Origin of the sequence: Streptomyces sp. NPDC085932 (assembly GCF_044540525.1) — a bacterium.
Taxonomy (GTDB): Bacteria; Actinomycetota; Actinomycetes; order Streptomycetales; family Streptomycetaceae; genus Streptomyces; species Streptomyces levis.
Map to the genome: position 1 here is coordinate 13,973 of NZ_JBITSJ010000012.1, position 22,268 is coordinate 36,240.

Here is a 22,268-nt window from a genome sequence, read left to right on the forward strand (position 1 = left end):
AAGTCGTCATCCCGAGCCTTACCCGATCTTGCCGGCCCATAGGTAACCCTGGCTGCGCTGCGATGCAGCGGCGCAACTTCGCGCCGGGCCGACCCGCGGGCTCTGCACCGCTGTTGCTATCCCCCATGCTCTGCGAGCAGCCGCTGAGAGGGGAGGTACGAGGCATGGTCGTAACGAAGGCGGCTTGCCGTGTCGACGACTCATGCGGGTGGCTCGTGAGGTTCCGCCGAACCCGCGACAGCGAGCACTGACTCCCTGGCTGCCAACTGGCAACTGGCAACTGGCCGGACCACCCCACGACCATGCCTCTTCGGCTGCCTCGTCATACCTCGGTGTCTCCGCGATCGCATGCTTGTCTAGTGGGACCGTCCCACGCAAGGAGATGTCCCAGTGAACAGCACGTCCTACTACATTCTGACGGATTCGCGCAGTTCGTTCGTCCGCTTCATGCCAGACGGCTCCTTCACCGTCGGCCACGATCTTTCGTACACGTTGTGGGAGCGCACGAGCGTGGTTTTCCGGAACGGACGGGACTTCTTCAACAACGACATCTACCGTGCGCTGACGTATACAGCGGACACGGAGTTCGACTTGACCGTCACGTACGCCGAAGGGGAAGACGCGGCGATCGTGCACATCCCCCTTTCCCGTGACTGCGCTTCGCAGGCCCATTTCGAGATCATTGGACTCCGAGCTGTAGCGGAATAGCCTGCGCCACTCGGTTGGTCCATGGCGCACGGCTGCCGAAGGAGCTGACTGATCCGCGCGGAGGCCTGCCGAGGAGCACAGCCCAGCAAGCCGCTTCGCAGGCGAGGACTGCGGGGGGATCTCGAATCGTTCGCCATCCGCCGGTACCCGAGGGCTCATGACATGGACTTGCGGCATCTCCGTGACGGTGCGGAGCGCGCATCCGAGCCCGATGGCCTTCGGCACCAGCGGACAGCCCTCGTACTCGCGATCCAGGCCCGCAAAGAAGCACACAACTGTCCTCGTGACTGCGAGATCACGGAGCAGCGCTCCCTGTCGGCGGCACCGCTCCGCCTCGGGAAGAGTGGTCGAGCAGGACTCGCTTGCGTCGATCGCCGCAGGCGCTCGACCGACATCGGCAGCCACCGTCCCGCATGCCACGCGCTCGAATCGGGAGCAGGACAAACCATGCAGAGGATCGGACGAAGAGGATCGGACGAAGAGGACCGGACGCGTCCAAAGGGCACGGCCGGCGCGACCCGTGATCCCGGAGCTCGTGCGATGTCGGCGCGCACCTCTCATGCGCATCCTGATCATCTAGGCGCTGTTTCTCGGATCTCCTTCCGTGAGTGGGGTGTTGGGGGCAGGCTGACTGCATGGGACGTGGAGATCTGACGAACGCGGAGTGGGATCGGCTGGAGTCGTTCTTACCTCGCGGTGGTGCGCGTGGGGGCCGGTGGAGTGATCACCGCAGTGTGATCAACGGGGTGCTGTACCGGGTCCGTACGGGGGTGCAATGGCGGGATCTGCCGGAACGGTTCGGGCCGTGGGAGACGGTCTACAAGCGTCATCGCCGCTGGTCGGCGGACGGCACCTGGCAGATGCTGCTGTCGAAGGCGCAGACCGCCGAGGACGCCGCGGGCCGCATCGACTGGGACGTTTCGGTGGACTCTACGGCGGTGCGCGCCCACCAGCACGCCGCCGGTGCACGCAATACATCGCCCGCCGTCGTTCCTCATAAGGGGGTCCGTCCACGGACGAATCAGGTCGATCCGGTGCTTCGGACTGGTCGTCCGGCTGGAGGAGGTGGCCAGGTCGGCGAGTGTCTGGGACGCTCCCGCGGCGGCTTCACCATCAAGATCCACCTCGCGGCCGACGGACGATGCCGGCCCCTCGCTCTCCTCCTGACACCCGGACACTACGGAGACGGCCCCCAACTCCGCTCCGTTTTGGAGCAGTTGTCCGTGCCCCGCATCGGAGTCGGCCGACCCCGCACCCGACCCGACCAGGTCCTGGCCGACAAGGCCTACACGTCCCGCGAAAACCGCCGCTACCTGCGGCGACGCGGCATACCGCACACCATCCCCGAACGGCTCGACCAGCGCAGACACCGTCATGCCCGCGGTTCTCGCGGTGGCCGGCCCGCCGGGTTCGACCGCGAGCGCTACAAAAAACGCAACACGGTTGAGCGTGCCATCAACCGCCTGAAAGGCTTCCGCGCCGTCGCCACACGCTACGAGAAACGGGCCTACACCTACCTCGGCACCGTCACCTTTGCAGCCCTCATCATCTGGCTCCGCACATGATCCGAGAAACAGCGCCTAGGCCGTGTCCTACGTGGTGAGGCGTCGTTGGCTTCGGTATGGGGCGGGGTACGTGGAGCTGGATCGTTCCGGACGGGCTGTGGGAGATCGCGAAGCCGCTGATCCCGCCCTCGAGGGTGCGGCCGCAGGGCGGAGGAACGCAGGACACCCCTGATGAGACGCTGTTCGCGGCCATCATCTACCGCCTCGTCAGCGGCTGCGCCTGGCGCCAACTTCCGCCCTGCTTCGGTATATCGAAGTCGACCGCCCACCGTCGGTTCCTGATCTGGTCGAGAGCCGGCGTCTGGGGGCGGCTGCACGAGGCCGTGCTGCACCGACTCGACGACGCCAGCCTCATCGACGTCACCCGCGTCGTCCTGGACACCGCCCACGTCAGGGCTAAAAAGGGGGCGAACACACAGGTCCGAGCCCCGTGGACCGCGGCAAGCCGGGTTCCAAGATGCACGTCCTGTCGGACGCGAACGGACTGCCCCTCCTCGTCGGCGTCTCAGCAGCCAACACCCACGACAGCGAAGGACTCAAGCCCGTGATCGAGGGTCACCAAACGAGACACGACCCCGATCGCGGCCGCTACTTCAAGCCCCAGCGCCTCCACGCGGACAAGGCATACGACCGCGCCGACCTGCGGAAATGGTTACGCGGCAAACGCATTGGAGTGCGGATCGCACGCAAGGCATCGAGTCCAGCGAACAATTGGGCCGGCGCCGCTGGGTCATCGAGCGGACGATGTCCTGGCTGTCCGGCTACCGGCGCTTTAGCCCTCGCTACGAACGCGATTCCCGCAACTAACTGGCCTTTCTCGGCCTCGCCGCAGCCATCTGCTGCTACAAACGACTCGTCCGCCTCACCACGTAGGACACGGTCTTAGACCGTCGCATATGTGGTGAGGCGGACGGCGGGCGTTCGCGGTGGCCAGCCTGGTCTGCCGGTTTCGGAGTAGTGGCCCGGATCGGCGTCGCGTCGGTAGGTGTGGTCGGGGCGCGATGAGTAGCCTTGTCACCACAAACCGGCAGCGGTCGCCTGCACGGTCACCCGCTCCGAGCCGCAGCATGCGGACGCCTTCACCTCGTTGGCTGGCCCGCAGGCGGGCTCGCCTGCGAGCCTACGCTTTGGCCAACCGAACGCCTCTTTCAGTCTGCGAGCAGGCCGAGCAAGCGAGCGGCGTTCTCCTTGAGGATCTTCGGCCGAACGTCGGGCTGGATGTCAAGCTTCTCGAAGTCTGCAAGCCAGCGGTCAGGTGTAATGACAGGGTAATCGGACCCGAAGAGAACCTTGTCCTTCAGCAGGGTGTTGGCGTATCGCACGAGCTGCGGCGGGAAGTACTTCGGGGACCAACCAGACAGATCGATGTAGATGTGGGGCTTATGGGTGGCCACAGCGAGGGCCTCGTCCTGCCAGGGGAAGGACGGATGGGCCAGGATGATCCGCATCTGCGGGAAGTCCACGGCGACATCGTCGACAAGCATGGGGTTGGAGTACTTCAGGCGGATGCCGCCACCGCCGGGAACGCCAGCTCCGATGCCTGTTTGGCCGGTGTGGAACAGGGCGGGCACGCCAAGTTCCTCGATGGCCTCGTACAGGGGGTAGGCGAAGGGGTCGTTTGGTGAGAACGCCTGAATGCTCGGATGAAATTTGAACCCGCGTACGCCGTGCCACTCGACTAGGCGCCGCGCCTCGCGCACGCCTGCGCGGCCCTTGTACGGATCAACGGAGGCAAAGGGGATTAGGACGTCGGCATGGGCGGCGCAGCTCTCGGCGATCTCCTCATTGGAGATGCGGGGGTGGCCAGTGGCGTGTTCGGCGTCGACGGTGAAGACCACAGCTGCCATACGGCGTTCACGGTAGTGTTCGGCTATCTCATCGATGGTCGGTTGCCGGTGCCCATGGGTCTTGAAGTATGCCTTGGAGGCGCCGAGCAGCTCGGGGCTCAGCGCCCCGTGACCGTCCTCGGCAATCTCCGCGTGCGTGTGCACATCAATGGCGATCAGGCGGTCGAGGTCCAGTGCGAGCTCGGCCATCTCACGCCTCCAAGGTCGTGGGCACAGAGGGGTCGTTGGTCTCGAGCTCGGTTCCTGCACCAGCCGCGTCGAGTGCTTGTGCGTACCCCAAGTCGGCGCCGCGTCCAATACCGGTGATGATTGCGAATTTGCCCCGTAGGCGCATGGGGTGCCTCTCTTATGTGGGGTGGGATGTCGAATGCCCCGGCCTGAGCTGGATCGACAGGCATCCTGATGAAAGTCAGTCTGCACAATCAACAGGATTCCTGTCAATGCTTTACTGTGGAGACGTCACCACGTCTGCGAAGCACAGCTCAGGGAACGGCACGATGACTTGCGCGGACCCACCATGACGGAGGACGGACATGAGTACCTCACTGCTCTATTTGGTTAAGAGAACAGAGTTGGCGGTGCGCGCTCGCCTGGAGGAACTGCTTAAGCCCGCTGGGATTACTGCGTTGCAGTACACCGCCCTCACCGTGTTGCAGCGGCGCGATGGAATCTCCGCCGCACAGCTCGCCCGTGACTCTTTCGTCACCGCCCAGTCCATGGCCGACATGGTCCGCAGCCTGGAGCGCCGCGGCCTGGTCCGCCGCGAGCCCAACCCGGGCAACGGCCGCGAACGCCTGATCTTGCTTGCCGCCCCGGGACGGCAACTGCTCGCCGAGTATGCGGAGCCCGCCCGCAAACTGGAGGAGCGCATGGTCGCGAACCTGAGCGCCGAACAGAAAGATGCTTTTCGGAAGGCACTCATCGGGGCGTGGCGGTCCCTGTCCTAGGGTCCGTCTTCAAAGATCACCGGGTGGTGGATCATGGTGGGGTGATACGCCTTGAACTCACCGATCAGGAGTGGGAGTTACTCGCTCCGCTGATACCGCGGGCTGCGACGGGCCGGCCGCGGGTGTCGGACCGGCAGGTCATCAACGGGATGGTTTACAAGATCCGGACCGGGATCTCCTGGCGTGACCTGCCGGAACGCTACGGACCCTGGCAGACCGTCTACACCCGCTTCCGCCGCTACGCCCTCGACGGCGTGTTCGCCCGGGCCCTGCAACAGATCCAAGCTGGCGCGGACGCGACCGGCGACATCGACTGGCTCGTCCAGATCGACTCCACCATCGTCCGCGCCCACCAGCACGCCGCCACCACCGGCCCGAAAAGGGGGCACCATCGGCCGGACGAACCGGACGATCACGCCCTCGGCCGATCCCGAGGCGGACTGACCACCAAAATCCATCTCGCCTGTGACGGCAAGGGCCGCCCGCTCGCGATCCTGGTGACACCCGGCCAACGCAACGACAGCATCTGCGCGCGACCCCTTCTGGAGCGCATCCGTGTCCCGCGCACCGGGCCGGGCCGACCACGCTGCAGGCTCGACCAGGTCATCGCAGACAAGGCCTACAGCACCCGCGGCTTCCGCGCCTACCTGCGCAAACGCGGCATCGGCCACACCATCCCAGAGAAGACCGACCAGCAGCGACACCGGCACAACCGCGGCCGCCGCGGCGGGCGACCGCCAACGTTCAACCGGCAGATCTACCGCCAACGCAACGTCATCGGACGCTGCTTCAACCGACTCAAGGCCTTCCGCGGCATCGCCACCCGATACGAAAAGACCGCCACCTCCTACGAAGCGGCGGTCACACTCGCATCAGTCCTGCTCTGGGCAAGATCCGTTTGAAGACGGACCCTAGTCAAATCCACGTCGACGTCAAGAACCTCGGCCGCATCCCCGAGGGCGGCGGCTGGCGGGTGCACGGCCGTGGCGCACGCCCTAACCGCCGCCGCACCATCGGCTTCGATGAGCACGGGGCTTCCGTCAGCGGTACAGACGACGATGTCATAAAGCGGACGCCATCCGCGTCCCCCACGCTACCGAACACGCGGGATGCGATGCCGAGCTCAAAGGGTGGGACACCAGGTAGGGCGAGCACGGCGATGCGATGGGGCGGGATCCTCCCCGTCGCGTGGCGCTGCCTATCCTCCTTCGCCGCTTGCATCCCTCCCATGTGGCCAGATCCTGTCACACGGTGGCCTGAGGGCCGATACACGATGGATCGCGGGGTCAGATCATGGACTCCGGCACGGGGAGTCCGGTGACGGGCCAAACGAAACGAGGATGAGGTGATCGCATGCGTGCGGTTTTCGTAGAGCAGTGGGGCGGACCGGAGAACCTGGTCGAGCGTGAGGTCGAGCGTCCGGAACCCGGACTTAGAGCAGCGGCACAAAATGAGGAGAGAACATCGTCACGATCCCGCAGTCGCGTGCGGCGACGGGAATAGACAGGACCTATAGGGGGCCCTCGCGTGCGGAACAGGACACGGTTCGCGGCGCGGCCACCCGGCCACGCCGCTTCCCGCGATCTCCCGTCACCTGCGGCTACGCGCCCTCCACCACGATGATGTCGAGGGTCCGGGGCCCATGCACGCCCTCCACCCGGTCCAGTTCGATGTCGCTGGTCGCCGAGGGGCCGGACACCAGCGTCAAGGGGCGGTAAGGATCGAGTCGGCTCAGCGCCTCGGGCACGTCGGGGGCGATCTGGTCCTCGCGGACCAGGCAGATGTGCTGGTCCGGCAGGAGGGTCAGGGCCCGGCGGCCCTGGCCGGGGCCGTGGTCGAGGATGACGGTCCCGGTGACGGCGATGGCGGTCGCGCTGGTGGTGAGCACCGCGTCCGTCGCGTCGAGTTGTCCTGGCGTCAGCGGCGGAGTGTCCTCCAGCAGCGTCCAGGGTCCCTCGGGGATCAGATCGGCGGGCAGGCCCGGCGGCACGACCAGCGAACGCGCTTTGGTGCGTGCCAACGCGTCCCCGACCGCGGCAGCGGCACGGGTCGCCGGAACGCGGACCACCGTGGCGCGGTATTCGGCGGTGCGTTCGCTGAAGAGCTGGACGATGTCCGGCCCCGTGTGGTCGTTGCGGTGACCGTGTGGAGGTGGTGGGACGCCGGGGTTCTCGGAGCGGGGCACGTCGGTCAGCGCGTTCCTGACCGCCCGCAGCACGGTGTCGCGGCCGCTCATCGGCGTCCCTCTTCTTCCGCCGTAGTCCGGCCTTGTGTTTCGTTCATGGTTTTGGTGCGGCGCCACCACCCGCGCAGGGACTCCTGGGCTGGTGCCGGCGTGTCCCGGGTTCCGGTCCAGCGGGTCAGCGGACCGGGCAGGGCACCGATGAGGCCGTCGCGGGCGACGAGGCGGGCGCCGAGGGCGACCAGTCGGTGGGCTGCCGCGAGCCGCTTCGGGGAGGACATGACCCATCCGGCGGCCTTCATGGCCAGTGCCTCGGCGGTGGGCAGGAGCCGGCTGCGACGCCGGGCCTCCACGGCCTCGGCACGCAGATGGACCAGCACCTCCGGAATGTTGATCTTCACGGGGCAGGCGTCGTAGCAGGCGCCGCACAGGGTCGAGGCGAAGGGCAGTGAGGACGCGTTCTCCACTCCGACGAGCTGCGGGGTCAGTACGGCTCCGATCGGTCCGGGGTACACGGAGCCGTAGGCGTGGCCGCCGGTGCGCTCGTACACCGGGCAGACGTTCAGGCAGGCCGAGCAGCGGATGCAGGACAGGGCCTGCCGGCCCACCTCGTCGGCCAGGGTGGCGGTGCGGCCGTTGTCGAGCAGCACCAGGTGGAAGTTGGTGGGGCCGTCGCCTTCGGTGACGCCCGTCCACAGCGAGGTGTACGGGTTCATCCGCTCGCCGGTCGAGGACCGTGGCAGCAGTTGGAGGAAGACGTCCAGGTCGGCGAAGGAGGGCAGGACCTTTTCGATGCCCATGACGGTGATGAGGGTGTCCGGCAGGGTCAGGCACATCCGGCCGTTGCCCTCCGACTCCACGACCACCACCGTGCCGGTGTCGGCGGCCGCGAAGTTGGCACCGGAGACGGCGACCTTGCACCGCAGGAACTTCTCGCGCAGATGCAGCCGGGCGGCTTCAGCGAGATCGCGTGGATCGTCGCCGAGGCCGTCGGGGGCCGGTCTGCCCCAGTCCCCCATCTCCCGAAGGAAGATCTCCCGGATCTCGGAGCGGCCCCGGTGGATGGCGGGTACGAGGATGTGGGACGGGCGGTCACCGCCCAACTGCACGATAAGCTCGGCGAGATCGGTCTCGTAGGCGCGGATGCCCGCTTCGGCGAGCGCCTCGTTGAGGCCGATCTCCTGGGTGGCCATCGACTTGACCTTGACGACCTCACGCTCACCGGTCGCCTTCACCAGACGGGTGACGATGCGGTTGGCCTCGGCGGCGTCCGCCGCCCAGTGGACCGTGCCGCCGGCGGCGGTCACCGCCTTCTCCAGCCGCAGCAGATGGTGGTCGAGGTGGCGCAGGGTGTGGCGCTTGATGGCCGCCGCCCGCTCGCGCAGCTCTTCCCAGTCGTCGAGTTCGGCGGCGACCGCCAGCCGCTTGTCGCGGATGGTTGCGGTGGCCCGGCGCAGGTTCGCGCGCAGTCGGGTGTCGGCGAGCGCGTCGCGCGCGGCCTCGGGGAAGGCCGGCGTGCCCAGCCATACGACGTTGTCGGCGCCGCTCACCGTGTGCCCCCTTCCGTGGAGGCCAGGATCTCGGCCAGGTGCAGGGTCCCGATGCCCGTGCGGAGCCGGGACAGGCCGCCGCCGATGTGTGTGAGGCAGGAGTTGTCGCCCGCACACAGGAACTCGGCTCCGGTGCTTTGGACGTGGCGCATCTTGTCGGCCAGCATGGCGTGGGAGACCTCGTGGTTCTTCAGGGCGAAGGTGCCGCCGAAGCCGCAGCAGGAGTCGGCGGCGGGCAGCTCGACGAGGTCGATGCCCCTGACGGCGCGCAGCAGGCGCAGTGGCCGGTCTCCGACCCGCAGCATGCGCAGCGAGTGGCAGGTGGGGTGGTAGGTGACGCGGTGCGGGAAGTAGGCGCCGACGTCGGTGACGCCGAGGACGTCGACGAGGAGTTCCGACAGCTCGTACACCGTTGGCACCACCTCTTCCACGGCCTCGGTGAGGGCGGTGTCCCCGTACTGGGCGGCCACCACCCGGTGGTGGTCGCGCACCATGCCCGCGCAGGATCCGGAAGGGGCGACGACGGCGTCGTAGCCCGCGAAGACCTCCGCGAAGCGGCGCACCATCGGCAGTGTCTGCGGGCGGTAGCCGGTGTTGAAGTGCATCTGGCCGCAGCAGGTCTGGCCCTGCGGGAACTCCACGGTGTGGCCGAGCCGTTCCAACAGTGCGGTCACCGCGCGGCCGGTGCTCGGGAACATGGTGTCGTTGAAGCAGGTGATGAAGAGAGCTATGCGCATGGTGCTTCCTGGGGTGGGCCTGGGGATCCGGTGACGGTCAGGCCGTAGGTCCGCGCGGCGGTGCCGGTGAAGACCTGGTGGCGTTCGGCGAGGGTGAGCCGGGCCGTCAACTCGCGGGCGGCTGCGATGACTTCGGCGTAGTCGGCGGCGAGTTTGCAGACGGGCCAGTCGGAGCCGAACATCAGCCGGTCGGGGCCGAAGGCGTCCAGGACGGTGTCGGCGTACGGCTTGAGATCCTGTGTGGTCCAAGAACCCCAGTCGGCTTCGGTGACCAGGCCGGAGAGTTTGCAACGAGTGTTGGGGAGGGCGGCCAGCCGTCGGGTCTCCTCGGCCCAGGGTGCGAGGGCGCCGGACGCGATGGGCGGCTTGCCGAGGTGGTCGAGGACGAACGTGAGTTCCGGAAGGCGCGCGGCGGCCTCGGCGGCGGCCTGGAGCTGGTGAGGCTTCACCACAAGGTCGTAGACGAGTCCCGCTTCGGCGACCGCGGTCAGACCGCGCAGAACGTCGGGGCGCACCAGCCAGCGGGGGTCCGGTTCTGGTTGTACCTGGTGGCGGATGCCCACCAGGTACTCGCCTCCCGGGCCCGCGCGCAAACCCGCGAGGTGGTCGGCGACATCGGGTGCGGTCAGGTCGGCCCAGCCGACCACGCCCGCGACCAGATCGCTGGACGCGGCCAGCTGAAGAAACTCCGGGGTTTCCTCCGGCACCGTGATCGTCTGCACCAGCACGGTGGCGGTGACCCCGGCCGTGCGAGCCTCCGGCTCCAGGTCGGCGAGCAGGAAGTCGCGGCGCAGCGGCGCGAGTTCGGGACCGCTGATCCAGTTCTGATCGCGGACGGACAGGTCCCACACGTGATGGTGCGCGTCGATGACGCCGGCTTCGCTCTCCTCGCGGCTCACAACCGCCACACCACCGGGAGGGAGGCGTCCGCGCCCTGCGCCGAGTAGTCGTGGACGACGTCCAGCAGTTCGGCCATCCGCGCCTGCCAGGCGATGTTGACGGGCAGCTTCTCCAGTTCGGCGATCATCGCCGCGTAGTCCTCGACCTCCAGGACGTGGAACAGGTCCGTGCCGCTGCGCCAGATCGTCCATTCGCTCGCCCCGGCGGCGCGGATGGCGGCGGTCAGCTCTTCGGGCACCTCCCGGTGTGCCGCCTCGTACTCCTCGATGCGGTCGGCGCGGACCTTGGTGTGCAGGGCGATCCTCATGACGGCTCCTTCGACGGCGTGGCTACGGGTACGGGGGTGCCCGGGGCCAGCAGCCCCTCGGCGCGCAGCTCGTCCCAGAGTGCGTCCGGGATCGGGCGGCGCAGTTGCTCGACGGTGTCGCGTACCTCTTCGGGGGAGCGGGCGCCGGTCAGGATGCTCGCGACCGCCCGGTGGCCGAAGGGGAAGCGCAGGGCGGCGGCGCGCAGCGGCAGGCCGTGGCGTTCGGTCACCTCCAGCAGGCGCAGCGCGCGGTCGAGCACCGGCCGGGGCGCGGGGCGGTGAGCAGTCCGGAGTTGAAGACCCCGCCGATGACCACGCTCCGGCCGCGGGCGGCGGCCTCGGGCAGCAGTTCGGCGAGGCCGTCCTGGTCCAGTAGGGTGTAGCGGCCGGCTAGCAGCACCACGTCGATGTCGGTCTCGCGCAGGAAGCGGGCGGGCAGCGCCGACTGGTTCATGCCGACGCCGATCGCCCCGACCACGCCTTCGGCCCGCAGCCGCTCCAGCGCCGGGTAGGCCTCGGTGAGGGCCTGATCGGCGTGGTCGTCGGGGTCGTGCAGCAGGGCCACGTCGATCCGGTCGAGGCCGAGGCGGTCCAGGCTCGCCTCCAGCGAGCGCAGCACTCCGTCGGCGCTGAAGTCCCAGATACGGCGGTGGGTTGCGGAGACGGCGAAGCCGTTCGCGAGGTCGTCGCCGAGGCCGTCGGCCTGGTTCGGTACGAGCAGCCGGCCCACCTTGGTGGAGACGGTGAACGTGCCCCGGGGACGGCCGCGCAGCGCGGCGCCGAGCCGCCGTTCCGACAGGCCGAGCCCGTAGTGGGGTGCCGTGTCGAAGGTGCGGATTCCGGCGTCCCAGGCCGCCTGAACGGTGGCGAGGGCGGCCTCGTCGGTGACGGGCTGGTAGAGGTTGCCGATGCCCGCGCAGCCGAGCGCGAGGTGCGTGACCTGCACCGCGCTGCCGCCCAGCAGGTGGTCCTCACGACTGGGCCGCCGGGCGCAGTCGCAGTCCCTGCATGCCGCCGTCCACCGCGAGGGCGGTGCCGGTGACGGAGGCGGCGGCGGGACTGGCGAGGTAGATGATGGCGGCTGCCACCTCGTCGGCGGTGACCAGGCGTCCCATGGGCTGCCGGGCGTTCAGGGCGGCTCGCTCGGCCTCGGGGTCGTCGGCGGCGTCGAGGAGCCGGGAGACCCACGGGGTGTCGGCGGTGCCGGGGTTGACGCAGTTGACGCGGATGCCCTCGCGGACGTGGTCGGCGGCCATGGCCAGGGTCAGGGACAGCACGGCGCCCTTGCTGGCGCAGTACAGGGCGCGCTGCGGGAGGCCGGCGGTGGCGCCGATCGAGCAGGTGTTGACGATCGCCGCAGTGCCCGTACGGGCAGTGGCAGCACGCCGCAGGTAGGGCAGGGCGGCGCGGGTGGTGCGCACCATGCCGAGGACGTTGACGTCCAGGACGCGGTGCCACTGCTCGTCGGGGTTGTCCTCGACGGTGCCGATGGCGCCGATGCCGGCGTTGTTGACGAGGATGTCGATGCCGCCCAGCGCGGTGGCCGCGGCCTCCACGGCGGCGCGCACCGAGGTGTCGTCGCGGACGTCGGCCTTGAGGGCGTGCAGCGGCTCGGGCACACCGGCGGGTTCGAGGTCGAGTACGGCCACCGCCGCGCCCTGCGCGGCCAGCGCCTGGGCTGTGGCGAGTCCGATGCCGCACGCGCCGCCGGTGACGAGGGCCGTGAGCCCTGACAGATCGATCATGCGACACTCTCCTGCCCGGCGCGGTCGGCGGTCCAGAACGTTCCGTCCGGGAAGTCGTAGGCGGCGATGGACTCCTCGCGCATGGTGGCGGAGAAGCCCGGGGCGAGGGGAGCGGTGTAGTGGCCGTCGCGCATCACCACGGGCGCGGTGAAGTGCTGGTGGAGGTGGTCGACGTACTCGATGACCCGGTTCTCGGTGGTGCCGGACAGGGCCAGGTAGTCGAACATCGACAGGTGCTGCACCAGCTCGCACAGCCCCACTCCACCGGCGTGCGGGCACACCGGCACCCCGAACTTCGCGGCGAGCAGCAGGATCGCGAGGTTCTCGTTGACCCCGCCGACCCGGGCCGCGTCGATCTGGAGGATGTCGATGGCGCCGGCCTGCAGGAGCTGCTTGAAGACGATGCGGTTCTGCACGTGTTCGCCGGTGGCCACCTTCACGGGGGCGACCGCCTCACGGACGGCGGCGTGTCCGAGGATGTCGTCGGGGCTGGTGGGCTCCTCGATCCAGTAGGGCCCGAACTCGGCGAGCGCGTTGGTCCACTCGATCGCCTCGCCGACGTTCCAGCGCTGGTTGGCGTCGATGGCGATGCGGATGCCGTCGCCGACCGCGGCACGAGCGATGCGCAGCCGCCGGATGTCGTCGTCCAGGTCGGCGCCGACCTTGAGCTTGATCTGGGTGAAACCGTCGGCGACGGCCTCCTTGGCCAGCCGGGTGAGCTTGTCGTAGGAGTAACCGAGCCAGCCGGGCGAGGTGGTGTAGCCGGGGTAGCCGCGCTCCAGCAGCACGGTCTCGCGCTCGCCGAGACCCTCGCGGCCCTTGCGCAGGAGGGTGAGGGCGTCCTCGGGGGTGAGGGCGTCGGCGATGTAGCGGAAGTCGACCTGGGACACGAGCCACTCGGGTTCGGCGTGGGTGAGCAGGCGCCACAGTGGCTGACCGGCCCGCTTGGCGGCCAGGTCCCACACGGCGTTGACGACCGCGCCGATCGCCATGTGCATCACGCCCTTCTCGGGGCCGAGCCAGCGCAACTGGCTGTCGCCGATCAGGTCGCGGTTGACCGTCCCGGGGTTGGCGCACAGGTCGTCCACCGAGCGTCCCAGGACGTGGTGCCGCAGGGCGTCGATCGCGGCGACCTGGACGTCGTTGCCGCGTCCGATGGTGAAGGTGAAGCCGTGGCCCTCGAGGCCGTCGCTGGCGTCGGTGCGCAGCACGACGTAGGCGGCGGAGTAGTCGGGGTCCGGGTTCATCGCGTCGGAACCGTCCAGTTCCCGCGAGGTGGGGAAGCGGACGTCGTAGGTGTCGACCGCGGTGATCCGGGCTGAGATGGCAGTCAAGGGGGTGCCTTTCACGCTTGGCCGAAGGTCTGGCGCTGGCTGCCGAGCCTGTCGACGGAGAGTTCGACAGTGTCGCCGGGGCGGAGGTAGGGCGTGCCGGGCAGGCCGAGGGCCACGCCCGCGGGGGTACCTGTGTTGATCACGTCGCCGGGCTCCAGCACCATGTACTGGCTCAGGTAGGACACGATGTGGTCGACCGGGAAGATCATGTCGCTGGTGTGGCCGTTCTGCCGCTTCACGCCGTTGACGCTCAGGTGCAGTCCGAGGTCCTGCGGGTCGCCGACCTCGTCGGCGGTGACCAGCCACGGGCCCAGCGGGTTGAAGGTCTCGCAGGACTTGCCGAGGTCCCATTGCGGGGAGTACTCCAGTTGGAACTCCCGCTCCGAGACATCATGGCTGATCGCGTACCCGGCGATCACGTCGCGGGCGGCGTCGGGGCCGTCCAGGTAGCGTGCCCGGCGGCCGATGACGACCGCCAGCTCGACCTCCCAGTCGGTCTTGACCGAGCCACGGGGGACGAGTACCTCGTCGTAGGGCCCGACGACGGTGCCCGGGTCCTTCGTGAACACCACCGGCCGCTCGGGGATCGCCGCGCCGGTCTCGGCGGCGTGGTCGCGGTAGTTCAGACCGATGCAGACGATCTTGCCGGGGCGTGCGAGGGGCGGGCCGATCCGCAGGCCGTCCGCGTCCAGTGCGGGGAGGTCTCCCGCCGCGATGGCGGCACGGGCACGGTCGATACCGTCCGAGGCGAGGAACGCGGCGTCGACGTCGTGGGTCACGCAGGACAGGTCCAGCAGCCGGCCGTCGTCGGTGCGGACAGCGGGCCGCTCTTCGCCGGGGGCGCCGACTCGTAGCAGTTTCACTGGCAGTTCCCTTGGCATAGGCGGTTTTGGAAAGGAAGGTGGCGGCCGGTCGTACAGGCCGTGCCGCCGGCTGTGCTCCGACCGGAGCAGAGGCGAGCCAAGCTCCCCGTCCCCCAGTCATCGGATGTATGGCGGCAGCGCGACCGTAGACGCAGCGGAGCCCACTGGCAACCAATACCTCGGATGTATTTTCCCTGCCGTCGCCAGTCCGCCCCTGCCTGCTGGGACTTGACGCCGATGTCACGGAGGGCCAGGCGGCGCGGAGGGTTTCCTCGGATGACTGAAACGTCGGCTGTGTGCGACAGGCTCCGCTGGTGGGAGCCGCGAGACGGCATGCAGAGCAATTCCCGGTGCGGGTGAAAGGCCCCGGGCACGCCCCTCAGCCACCGCTACGGCTCAGGGACCACAGCCGTCGTTGCCGAACCGTGAGCTTGTGCGGTCCCTGCGGCCCGACCAGAGGACTGGGCGAAGGTGCAGGTCACGCAGGGATCCTGGCGGGTTGCCGACCCCTTGTGGCGGGGCTGCGGAGCCGTGCGCCGGCATGCTGCGCAATTCAGTGGCGGCGGAGGCTTGTCAACGTCGGCAACGTCGCCGTAACGTCCTCGGCGTCCGAGAGACATCGGAGGAATGGCTCGCATTCTCTACGAATGGGAACTGCGCGCGCTTGACCTCTGTCGCTCGGCACCGGCTGTCCTCACTTCCGTCCCCATCGGGCGCGGTCCGCACTGCCTCGTGCCGGGCCACCTTCTGCCCGGCCCGCGTACTCACCCGTCATCCTCGGCCGGCGCATACGCCTCCCTCTCCGCGCTGCCCCGCAGTCCTCCGCCCCGCCAAAGGAGACAATCACGGCCATGAAGGGCTCCATCTCGGCGACGCAGGGCAGCGGCTGGATCTTCCAGGTCTTCGCCGCGACCGTCATCGGCGGGGTCAGCCTCAACGGCGGCAAGGGCTCCGTGTTCGGCGCCCTCACCGGTGTCCTCACCCTCCAGCTCGTCGCTAACGTCATGACGCTCGCGGGCGTCCCGGCGCTGTGGAACCAGTTCCTCAACGGCGCCATCATCATCGTCGCCCTGATCATCTCGCGCTTCGCCTCCGGCGAGAAGCAGGAGTAGGGATGGCTCGCGCGCCGCTCCGCCCCGGCCCCGGTGCCACGGCGGAGCGGACCTGGCCCCTCCCCCGGCACAGGAAGGCATCCTCGTGGCACTCACCGATGAGGCGATGGACAAGATCAAGGCGATGATCATCGCCGGCGAACTCGCGCCCGGGTCCCGCCTGCCCAAGGAGGAACTCCTCGCCGCCCAACTGGGCCTGTCCCGCAACTCGCTGCGCGAGGCCGTCCGCGCGCTCACCGCGATGCGCATCCTCATGGTGCGGCAGGGCGACGGCACCTACGTGTCCAGCCTGGAGCCCCACCTCCTCCTGGAGACGCTCTCCTTCGCCTCCGATGTCTCCCAGGGGCAGACCGCCCTGCAACTGATCCAGGTGCGCAGGCTCCTGGAGCCGCAGGCGACCGGGCTGGCCGCCGCGCTGCTGACACCCGAAGACCTGCGAGAACTCGGCGACATCCTGGAGCAGTCCCAGTCGGCCGCCACCGTCGAGGAGTTCGTGGCCCACGACATTGCCTTCCACACGAGGATCACCGAAGCCGTCGGCAATCCGGTGCTGTCCATGCTGCTGCGCGTGCTGTCCACCAGCACCCAGCGCGCCCGCATCGTCCGGGGCAGCCAGGCCCGGCGGGCCGTGGACAACGCGCACCGGGACCACCAGCAGATCCTCGACGCGCTCCGGGCACGCGACGCCCTGCTGGCCGCCTCGGCCGCCACGGTGCACATCACCGCCGTCGAGCAGTGGCTGGCGACCAGCCTGACCGATGCCCCTTACTGATCTTTTCGTAAGTTCGGTGGGTGTGGTGGGTGGATGGTCAGGCCGGTATGGGCGAGGAATGACCATGGCAGTCGGGGGTTGGCGTTGATGCGGTGGATGCCTTGCTCGGCGGCGTCGGCGACATCGGCGAGGTGGTCGCCGGCGAGGTTGGCGAGTTCACGCTTCTTGAGCGAGGACCACAGCAGTTCCACCGGGTTCAGCTCTGGAGCGTAGGCGGGTAATCATTCCAGGGTGAGCCAGTCCCGTCCGGCGGCCCAGGCCCGCATCGCCCGGTTCCAGTGGGCGGACAGGCCGTCCCAGACCAGGACCACGTTCTCGCCGCGGTAGAACACCTTCACCTGCTCCAGGACCTCGATGAGTCCGGTGGTGTCGTAGCTGCCGGGCTTGAGGCGGAAGCACAGGCGGGCCCCACGATCGGGGTCGGTGGAGTGGTAGCCCAAGGCTCCGGCCATCGACGCGCGCTTCCAGTTCAGCCGGTGCCGCAGGAGCGGAGTGTGCCCTCGGGGCGAGTAGGTGCGGCGGATCTGAGGAAGCAGGGAGACGCCTGATTCGTCGAGGAAGACGATCCAGGCACGTGTGTTTCACGGCTCCCTTTTGATGCGCGGCCACTCGTGCGCGATCCAGCGGGCGATCTCCGATTCGTCCCGCTCGACCGCCCGCCGCTCGGGCCGTTGCAGGCTCCATCCGAGCCGGCCTGTCAGCAGCCGCCATACCGACGCCCTCGACAACACCACCCCCGTTGCCCGGGTGACGACCACGCCGACTCGTTCCAGGGTCCACAGGTCGGCCTCGAAACCATGAGCCTGGGCACCTTGCTCCAACGCGGCCCGGACCATCTCGACCTGGGTGTCGTCCAGCTTGGGAGGGCGTCCGGTGGCTGCCCGTCTGCGCAGGCCCGGGGCACCGTCTTGCTCCCACACCCGCCGCCAACGCCGCACACTCTCGGCACACACTCCCACCGCCCTCGCGATCTCCGCATTCGAGACGCCGCCCTCGAACAACTCGACTGCCCGAACACGACGCGCCTCCGCCAACTGAGGCCGCGACAGAGGAGGAAGGGAGGAGCCGGCAACCGAAGGGGAAGGTTGATATGCCATCCCGACAGCCTCCCACCCACACAGCCACCACACCCACCGAACTTACGAAAAGATCAGTAACTGATCGTTTCAGAATGAGTTGAGCTGCAGGTCTTGTGCTCGACGATCTTGGTCGACTGGGTGTCCGGGGTGCGCGCTGATCTTGTTCCTGATGACCTGTGGGAGCGGGTGGCCCCGCTACTGCCGCTCGCTCCCGAACGGCGCCATCGCTACCCGGGGCGGCTACGCGTTCCCGACCGAGTGGCCCTCGCCGGCATCATGCACGTGCTGCGGACCGGTGTCGCCTGGCGGGACGTCCCGGCGGAGACCGTGGGCTGCTCCGGAGTGACGGCCTGGCGCCGGTTGCGGGACTGGACCGAAGCCGGTGTCTGGCCACGCCTGCATGCTGCCCTGCTGACCGAGTTGCGCCGCGCCGGGCTGCTGGACCTGGACGACTGCTCCGTGGACGGGTCGCACGTCCGGGCTCTCAAGTGACGTTCACGACGTCGTCGGCATTATATCCGGCTTTCCTCACCGCATGCTTCGACCTCATGGACTTGTTCGCCCGAGTCCGCATGCTGTCAACGCTACTACCCACATACTTGGTTCCATCATTGAGGTGAATAGTGTTCCCAGCGCAGTACACGACCTGTAGCGACGTTCTCCTGGTCCGCCATTGCTCCGGGTGCCGACGACATGGCCGCATCCGCAACCGGCGCGCGCCGAGCGTCCACCTCCGCAGTTCGCGAGCACGCCCGTCCTCCCATCGGTGAAAGGGGGGAACGCCCGTCGGCTCGTCACAGCCGACCGCGCGCCCGCCACGGCGGGCAAGATATATACGACGGGATCTGCACCCATGCGTTTGACCGTCAGCGAGGCACGTTCGTTCAGGCCTACGGGGGCACGGCAAGCTCTGACGAGCCGCCATTTACCCTGCGGGTCATACCGAAACGTCAACGTCAACCTGGCAGCAACCCATCCCGGGCCGCAGGTTGACTATCACAATTGCTTTCTTGGTGGCCCCGCAATGGGGCGCCCGGCCTCCGGAGTTGGCATGACTTTCGCCCTTGTAGCATGCATGGCCTGGGGGTGGTGTCACCAGCCCCGGAGGCACTGACAGACCGCTGATTAGGGGCACGCCCACCGGCTTCTTCGCAGGTCGGGAGGCTCTTCGTATGTGGATGTGGCGATCGGTGCCGAGGGACGGCCGGGCGGGAACGACCAGAGGAAGCGCGTGCCAAGACCCGCGCCCGCGACGAACGGCTGCCTGAGCTGGTTGAATGTCTGAGGCAACGGTCAAGTTGATATCAAGCCCGGTGGATTCTCGGACTCGGATTGCCGCCCGAGCGCGGCCGTCCGCCACGCCTCAGCCGGACTGATCGGGCTCTAAAGAAGGTTCGCTCGAACCGTGCGGTGCCCTGCATGAAGCCTGCCGTTGAGGCGGACGACAGGTACCTGTGCCAGCTCAGCACACGGCAGCAGTGGCCCTCCTGCTCGTTCGGTATCGCCCTCGGATTCTCGAGCAAAGACCGAAAGAAGTGTCCACCGTTCGATGGACACAAGAGTGTCCGACCTGTGGTCCCGCGCGCACCCGCTCAGAGCAGAGACTGCCTGACATGACACGACACACAGATGTCGCCCGCCCCGGCGAAGTAGCGGTGCGCGTGCGAGGTCTGCAGAAGAGCTACGGCGCCGTCTATGCCGTCAAGGGAAGCAGGTGGTCTTCACCTTCGCCTTTCCGGTGGTCTTCCTCTTTCTCTTCGAGAGCATCTTCAATGATGACCTGGCAAGCGCGGGCATCACCGCCTCACAGCTCTACGTGCCCGCGATGATCGCAGCAGGTTTCATGGCGACCAGTTTCCAGATCCTGGGCACCTCAATCGCCGTCGAACGGGATGCCACCGTACTGCGCAGACTTCGCGGCACGCCGATGCCACCGTCGGAATACTTTTCGGCAAGGTATCGCTCGTTCTGATCACCGGCCTGCTGGAGACGGTGATCCTCTTGCTCGTCGGAACCGCCGACTGCGATGTCACCCTGCCGACGAGTGTGGAGAAGTGGCTCACCTTCGGGTGGGTTCTCTTGCTCGGTCTCGCCAGCCGTGCGTTGCTCGGCATGACGGTCAGCTCAATCCCAGGGTCGGCGCGGAGCGCCTCCACGGTCGTCGCGCCCCCATGTGCGGAACGGACTGCTGGAATGAAACGGCCCTACGGTCTGATGGCCCGCGCGCCGCCGCAGTACGTAGTTCTGTGCCGATTCGCAGCTACCGTCCACCGAGCCACCCTTGGGGCCGACGTTAATGGGAACGGCCCATTCTGAGACGCCAGAACAGCCCGACAGGCGTCTCAGAATGCCATGTGCCTGATGAGGGCTGCACAGATGCCCTGGTCGCTCACGACAACCCGGCTCAGCAGATGCCGACAACAGATTGCGGCTGCCGATAGCCCGGCTGTTCACAGCTCTTCCATAAGGGAACTAAGAAGCCGAAAGGAACCCCAATGAATGATTCCGTGATCCACTCACGAAGACAACGCCCACCGTTCGGAAGAGGCGTTGCGAGTGGGAGAACATCCCGCGTAGCAATCCTGTCCGTCCTGGTTGCTCTTCTGAGCGGACTGCTCGCCTGGGTGTCTCCTACTTCCGTCGAGGCGGCTCCGTTCGAGCGCATCTATTACACCCCAGAGCTGCGCGTTGCCCCGAAAAAGTATGCGCAGGCGTGGAAGGCTCTCTGCCCCAGAGGAACGAATCTGAAGAGAGACAAGCTAGGCAACACGGAAGGCGCGGGAAAGGCCGGTAATTGGCCGACCATCTCGCTTAGCAAGACGTACCCGGGAAACGTCGACTCCCGTGAAGGCCTAGTTTTCGTGTTCTCCAACCTATCCGTCTCCCAGCACAACAACGTCAAGTTCCGTTATACATGCGTGGGTATACCGGACGGTGATCAGCCCGATACGCTCCCCAACCTGGAGGATGATTGCACCCTAAACGCTGACTCCTGCAATGTAGAAGTACTCGGCGAGGCCACGAAGTGGGTGACGCACAGCAAGATGAAGGGGCAAAACTGCTCCGCCGAGGACGACCCCAGCCCAACGTCGCTCAATCAGACATACGATCACAGCGCCACTACGACGTTCGCCGTTATGAACGGATCCGAAACGTCCTACGAGGTCAACTTCTCCCACCCGAAATATGGTTTCGGCGCATCCATCGGCCAGTCACTGAGTCAGCAGTACACGACGACATGGTCGACGACTGAGACGGATCGCAGGAGCTTCGGCGGGGATATTCCGCGGGGATACATCGGAGAAGTTTCATTCAGGGAGCGCGTACGGGAGGTGACCACCCGCCTGACAGTCAATTACAAGGACGGCATCGAGGTCTACCCGGTGCACTTCAGCAACGGCTCGAAGACGGGAGCCGGCCAGTCCTCCCGACACCAGGCCGATGTGGTGGTGCGGAACACCATGCTGGACGAAAACGGCTTTGACGGGCAGTGGGTGTTTAGCACCCAACCCATGACTGACGCCCAGCAGTTGGAAATCTGCGAAGGCAGGCCCGTGTGGCACCCGGAGCCCCAACCGGACCGGAGCTATTACATCAACGTGCGTGGTGGAAACTACGACTCGGCAGGTGCGCACAGTGAAAATGTGATCGACATGGCCTATGCCTCCACCGACGACGACACACCCGCGCACCTATACCCATGGCATGGGCAGGACAACCAGAAGTGGGAGCTGAAGGACTGGGACGGCGACGGCACCTTTGCCATCGTCCAGGGCAAGAGTAGGAAGTGCCTGGACATCAGAGAGGCTCCGCATTACATCCATGTTGACCAAGACGGCGGATCCAAAGCTGTCAAGCTGGGCGACGACGTGGTCGTGCAGAAGCCATGCCTCTACAGTGACGCGGAATCTGACTATCGTCAGGAGTGGCGGACGCGGAAGATCGGTCCTGAAAACACTTACGCATTGGTCAACGACCGGACCAACCAGGTAATCAGTCTCAGCGCCAACGCGTGCCACAAGGACCGGCTCATTGTGCGCTACCACCAGGAGACCCTCGTGATGAGAGACTACTGGGACGGAGGCAACGCCCTGGGCGGCGACTCCTGTCAGGCGTTCACCTTCACTCGGGCGCAAGTAGAGACGCGGACGACTGAGCCAGTCTTTCGCATAATCCGGGCAGGGGACTGATCACCTGTTTTCGATATGCACAAGCGAGACCCCTCGACTCCGAAAGTTAGCAAGGGGGCACGAACTGTGAGACAAGTGACCCATTGGCTGTAGTCAAAGGCTTGACGAGACGCTCGGCTGAGGTTCCCGGCCGAGCGTTCTTGCGTGGTCAGAAGGGTCCAAGACCTGCTTCATGACGGTCCCTGGCGCGACGTTCAGGTCGTTTCAGTTTGAGGTTGGAATGATGTCAAGCAGGCTGATGGCACGAGAGTTGGAGCATGAGGTGAAGGTCGGCGACCCGTAACGAATTCGAAGTCCTGTCCCTGAGAGGCAGCTGGCCGGCTGATCTCCGGTGCAATTTTGATCCGAAACTCAAAGGGTTCTATTCGAGGGTGTAGCGGGCGTGTGGGCCGCCGAAGTAGCCGCGAACGATGTCTGGCTGGCGTTTGCG

The 22,268-nt window shown here is 67.2% G+C and carries 18 protein-coding genes and 5 pseudogenes; 10 read left to right on the plus strand and 13 right to left on the minus strand.

Annotated elements, in window-relative coordinates:
• The first annotated feature begins 390 nt into the window (after nucleotides 1-390).
• The 3 genes and pseudogenes from ACIGAQ_RS37165 to ACIGAQ_RS37175 all read left to right on the plus strand — a co-directional run bounded on the left by ACIGAQ_RS37165 (nucleotide 391) and on the right by ACIGAQ_RS37175 (nucleotide 3,146).
• The gene (locus ACIGAQ_RS37165; protein ID WP_399791101.1) at nucleotides 391-708 is read left to right on the plus strand and encodes a hypothetical protein; all 318 of its coding nucleotides are present in this window, start codon (nucleotides 391-393) and stop codon (nucleotides 706-708) included.
• 635 nt (nucleotides 709-1,343) lie between these two features.
• The gene (locus ACIGAQ_RS37170; protein ID WP_399791104.1) at nucleotides 1,344-2,273 is read left to right on the plus strand and encodes an IS5 family transposase; all 930 of its coding nucleotides are present in this window, start codon (nucleotides 1,344-1,346) and stop codon (nucleotides 2,271-2,273) included.
• 56 nt (nucleotides 2,274-2,329) lie between these two features.
• Nucleotides 2,330-3,146, plus strand: a pseudogene (locus tag ACIGAQ_RS37175) (IS5 family transposase).
• Nucleotides 3,147-3,421: 275 nt separating this feature from the next.
• On the opposite strand, the gene ACIGAQ_RS37180 reads toward ACIGAQ_RS37175, so the two are convergent.
• Nucleotides 3,422-4,294, minus strand: a complete 873-nt coding sequence (locus ACIGAQ_RS37180) for an amidohydrolase family protein (protein WP_399791203.1) — start codon at nucleotides 4,292-4,294, stop codon at nucleotides 3,422-3,424.
• 359 nt (nucleotides 4,295-4,653) lie between these two features.
• Here ACIGAQ_RS37180 and ACIGAQ_RS37185 point away from each other — a divergent pair, with 359 nt between their 5' ends.
• Together ACIGAQ_RS37185 and ACIGAQ_RS37190 are read left to right on the plus strand one after the other, a co-directional pair.
• Complete coding sequence (locus ACIGAQ_RS37185; protein WP_399791107.1) at nucleotides 4,654-5,067, plus strand: MarR family winged helix-turn-helix transcriptional regulator; 414 nt, start codon at nucleotides 4,654-4,656, stop codon at nucleotides 5,065-5,067.
• 41 nt (nucleotides 5,068-5,108) lie between these two features.
• Nucleotides 5,109-5,969 (plus strand): IS5 family transposase, encoded by an 861-nt coding sequence (locus ACIGAQ_RS37190; protein WP_399791110.1) that lies wholly within the window; start codon nucleotides 5,109-5,111, stop codon nucleotides 5,967-5,969.
• A gap of 698 nt (nucleotides 5,970-6,667) precedes the next feature.
• Here ACIGAQ_RS37190 and ACIGAQ_RS37195 read toward each other — a convergent pair.
• From ACIGAQ_RS37195 to ACIGAQ_RS37235, 9 genes and pseudogenes are all read right to left on the minus strand, one after another.
• Complete coding sequence (locus tag ACIGAQ_RS37195; protein ID WP_399791113.1) at nucleotides 6,668-7,303, minus strand: lactate utilization protein C; 636 nt, start codon at nucleotides 7,301-7,303, stop codon at nucleotides 6,668-6,670.
• Nucleotides 7,300-8,799: a LutB/LldF family L-lactate oxidation iron-sulfur protein gene (locus ACIGAQ_RS37200; protein WP_399791116.1), complete on the minus strand. Its 1,500-nt coding sequence runs from the start codon at nucleotides 8,797-8,799 to the stop codon at nucleotides 7,300-7,302. The genes ACIGAQ_RS37195 and ACIGAQ_RS37200 overlap by 4 nt, the downstream gene beginning before the upstream one ends.
• Nucleotides 8,796-9,536, minus strand: a complete 741-nt coding sequence (locus ACIGAQ_RS37205) for a (Fe-S)-binding protein (RefSeq protein WP_399791119.1) — start codon at nucleotides 9,534-9,536, stop codon at nucleotides 8,796-8,798. Before ACIGAQ_RS37205 ends, ACIGAQ_RS37200 begins: the two co-directional genes overlap by 4 nt.
• Nucleotides 9,527-10,435: an amidohydrolase family protein gene (locus ACIGAQ_RS37210; protein WP_399791122.1), complete on the minus strand. Its 909-nt coding sequence runs from the start codon at nucleotides 10,433-10,435 to the stop codon at nucleotides 9,527-9,529. Before ACIGAQ_RS37210 ends, ACIGAQ_RS37205 begins: the two co-directional genes overlap by 10 nt.
• Nucleotides 10,432-10,743 carry an L-rhamnose mutarotase gene (locus tag ACIGAQ_RS37215; protein ID WP_399791125.1) on the minus strand — a complete coding sequence of 104 codons (312 nt, stop codon included), beginning with the start codon at nucleotides 10,741-10,743 and terminating at the stop codon, nucleotides 10,432-10,434. Before ACIGAQ_RS37215 ends, ACIGAQ_RS37210 begins: the two co-directional genes overlap by 4 nt.
• Nucleotides 10,740-11,707, minus strand: a pseudogene (locus ACIGAQ_RS37220) (aldo/keto reductase). Before ACIGAQ_RS37220 ends, ACIGAQ_RS37215 begins: the two are co-directional and overlap by 4 nt.
• A 7-nt stretch (nucleotides 11,708-11,714) precedes the next feature.
• Nucleotides 11,715-12,488 carry an SDR family NAD(P)-dependent oxidoreductase gene (locus tag ACIGAQ_RS37225; protein ID WP_399791128.1) on the minus strand — a complete coding sequence of 258 codons (774 nt, stop codon included), beginning with the start codon at nucleotides 12,486-12,488 and terminating at the stop codon, nucleotides 11,715-11,717.
• The gene (locus ACIGAQ_RS37230) at nucleotides 12,485-13,822 is read right to left on the minus strand and encodes an L-fuconate dehydratase (RefSeq protein ID WP_399791131.1); all 1,338 of its coding nucleotides are present in this window, start codon (nucleotides 13,820-13,822) and stop codon (nucleotides 12,485-12,487) included. Before ACIGAQ_RS37230 ends, ACIGAQ_RS37225 begins: the two co-directional genes overlap by 4 nt.
• 11 nt (nucleotides 13,823-13,833) lie before the next feature.
• Complete coding sequence (locus tag ACIGAQ_RS37235) at nucleotides 13,834-14,685, minus strand: fumarylacetoacetate hydrolase family protein (protein WP_399791134.1); 852 nt, start codon at nucleotides 14,683-14,685, stop codon at nucleotides 13,834-13,836.
• 857 nt (nucleotides 14,686-15,542) lie between these two features.
• Between ACIGAQ_RS37235 and ACIGAQ_RS37240 the strand changes: the two are divergent.
• Both ACIGAQ_RS37240 and ACIGAQ_RS37245 read left to right on the plus strand, forming a co-directional pair.
• Nucleotides 15,543-15,797, plus strand: a pseudogene (locus ACIGAQ_RS37240) (ABC transporter permease); the annotation flags it as partial.
• An 85-nt stretch (nucleotides 15,798-15,882) separates the two neighbouring features.
• Entirely contained in the window at nucleotides 15,883-16,569 is a 687-nt protein-coding gene (locus ACIGAQ_RS37245) for a FadR/GntR family transcriptional regulator (RefSeq protein ID WP_399791137.1), read from the plus strand.
• On the opposite strand, the gene ACIGAQ_RS37250 is transcribed toward ACIGAQ_RS37245, so the two are convergent.
• The 3 genes from ACIGAQ_RS37250 to ACIGAQ_RS37260 are packed head-to-tail and all read right to left on the minus strand — an operon-like array spanning nucleotide 16,563 to nucleotide 17,666.
• On the minus strand, nucleotides 16,563-16,760 hold the full coding sequence (locus ACIGAQ_RS37250; protein ID WP_399791140.1) for a transposase: 198 nt from the start codon (nucleotides 16,758-16,760) through the stop codon (nucleotides 16,563-16,565). The genes ACIGAQ_RS37245 and ACIGAQ_RS37250 overlap by 7 nt on opposite strands.
• A 30-nt stretch (nucleotides 16,761-16,790) precedes the next feature.
• On the minus strand, nucleotides 16,791-17,135 hold the full coding sequence (locus ACIGAQ_RS37255; protein ID WP_399791206.1) for a transposase: 345 nt from the start codon (nucleotides 17,133-17,135) through the stop codon (nucleotides 16,791-16,793).
• A 15-nt stretch (nucleotides 17,136-17,150) separates the two neighbouring features.
• Nucleotides 17,151-17,666, minus strand: coding sequence for a winged helix-turn-helix domain-containing protein (locus tag ACIGAQ_RS37260; protein WP_399791142.1), 516 nt, complete (start codon nucleotides 17,664-17,666; stop codon nucleotides 17,151-17,153).
• Nucleotides 17,667-17,795: 129 nt separating this feature from the next.
• Between ACIGAQ_RS37260 and ACIGAQ_RS37265 the strand changes: the two are divergent.
• The 3 genes and pseudogenes from ACIGAQ_RS37265 to ACIGAQ_RS37275 form a co-directional block, all read left to right on the plus strand.
• A pseudogene (locus ACIGAQ_RS37265) lies at nucleotides 17,796-18,137 on the plus strand (transposase); the annotation flags it as partial.
• Nucleotides 18,138-19,314: 1,177 nt separating this feature from the next.
• A pseudogene (locus ACIGAQ_RS37270) lies at nucleotides 19,315-19,820 on the plus strand (ABC transporter permease); the annotation flags it as partial.
• Between the two features lie 323 nt (nucleotides 19,821-20,143).
• A complete protein-coding gene (locus ACIGAQ_RS37275) occupies nucleotides 20,144-21,838 on the plus strand; it encodes an RICIN domain-containing protein (RefSeq protein WP_399791145.1) in 1,695 nt (564 codons plus the stop codon).
• Nucleotides 21,839-22,268: the final 430 nt, after the last annotated feature.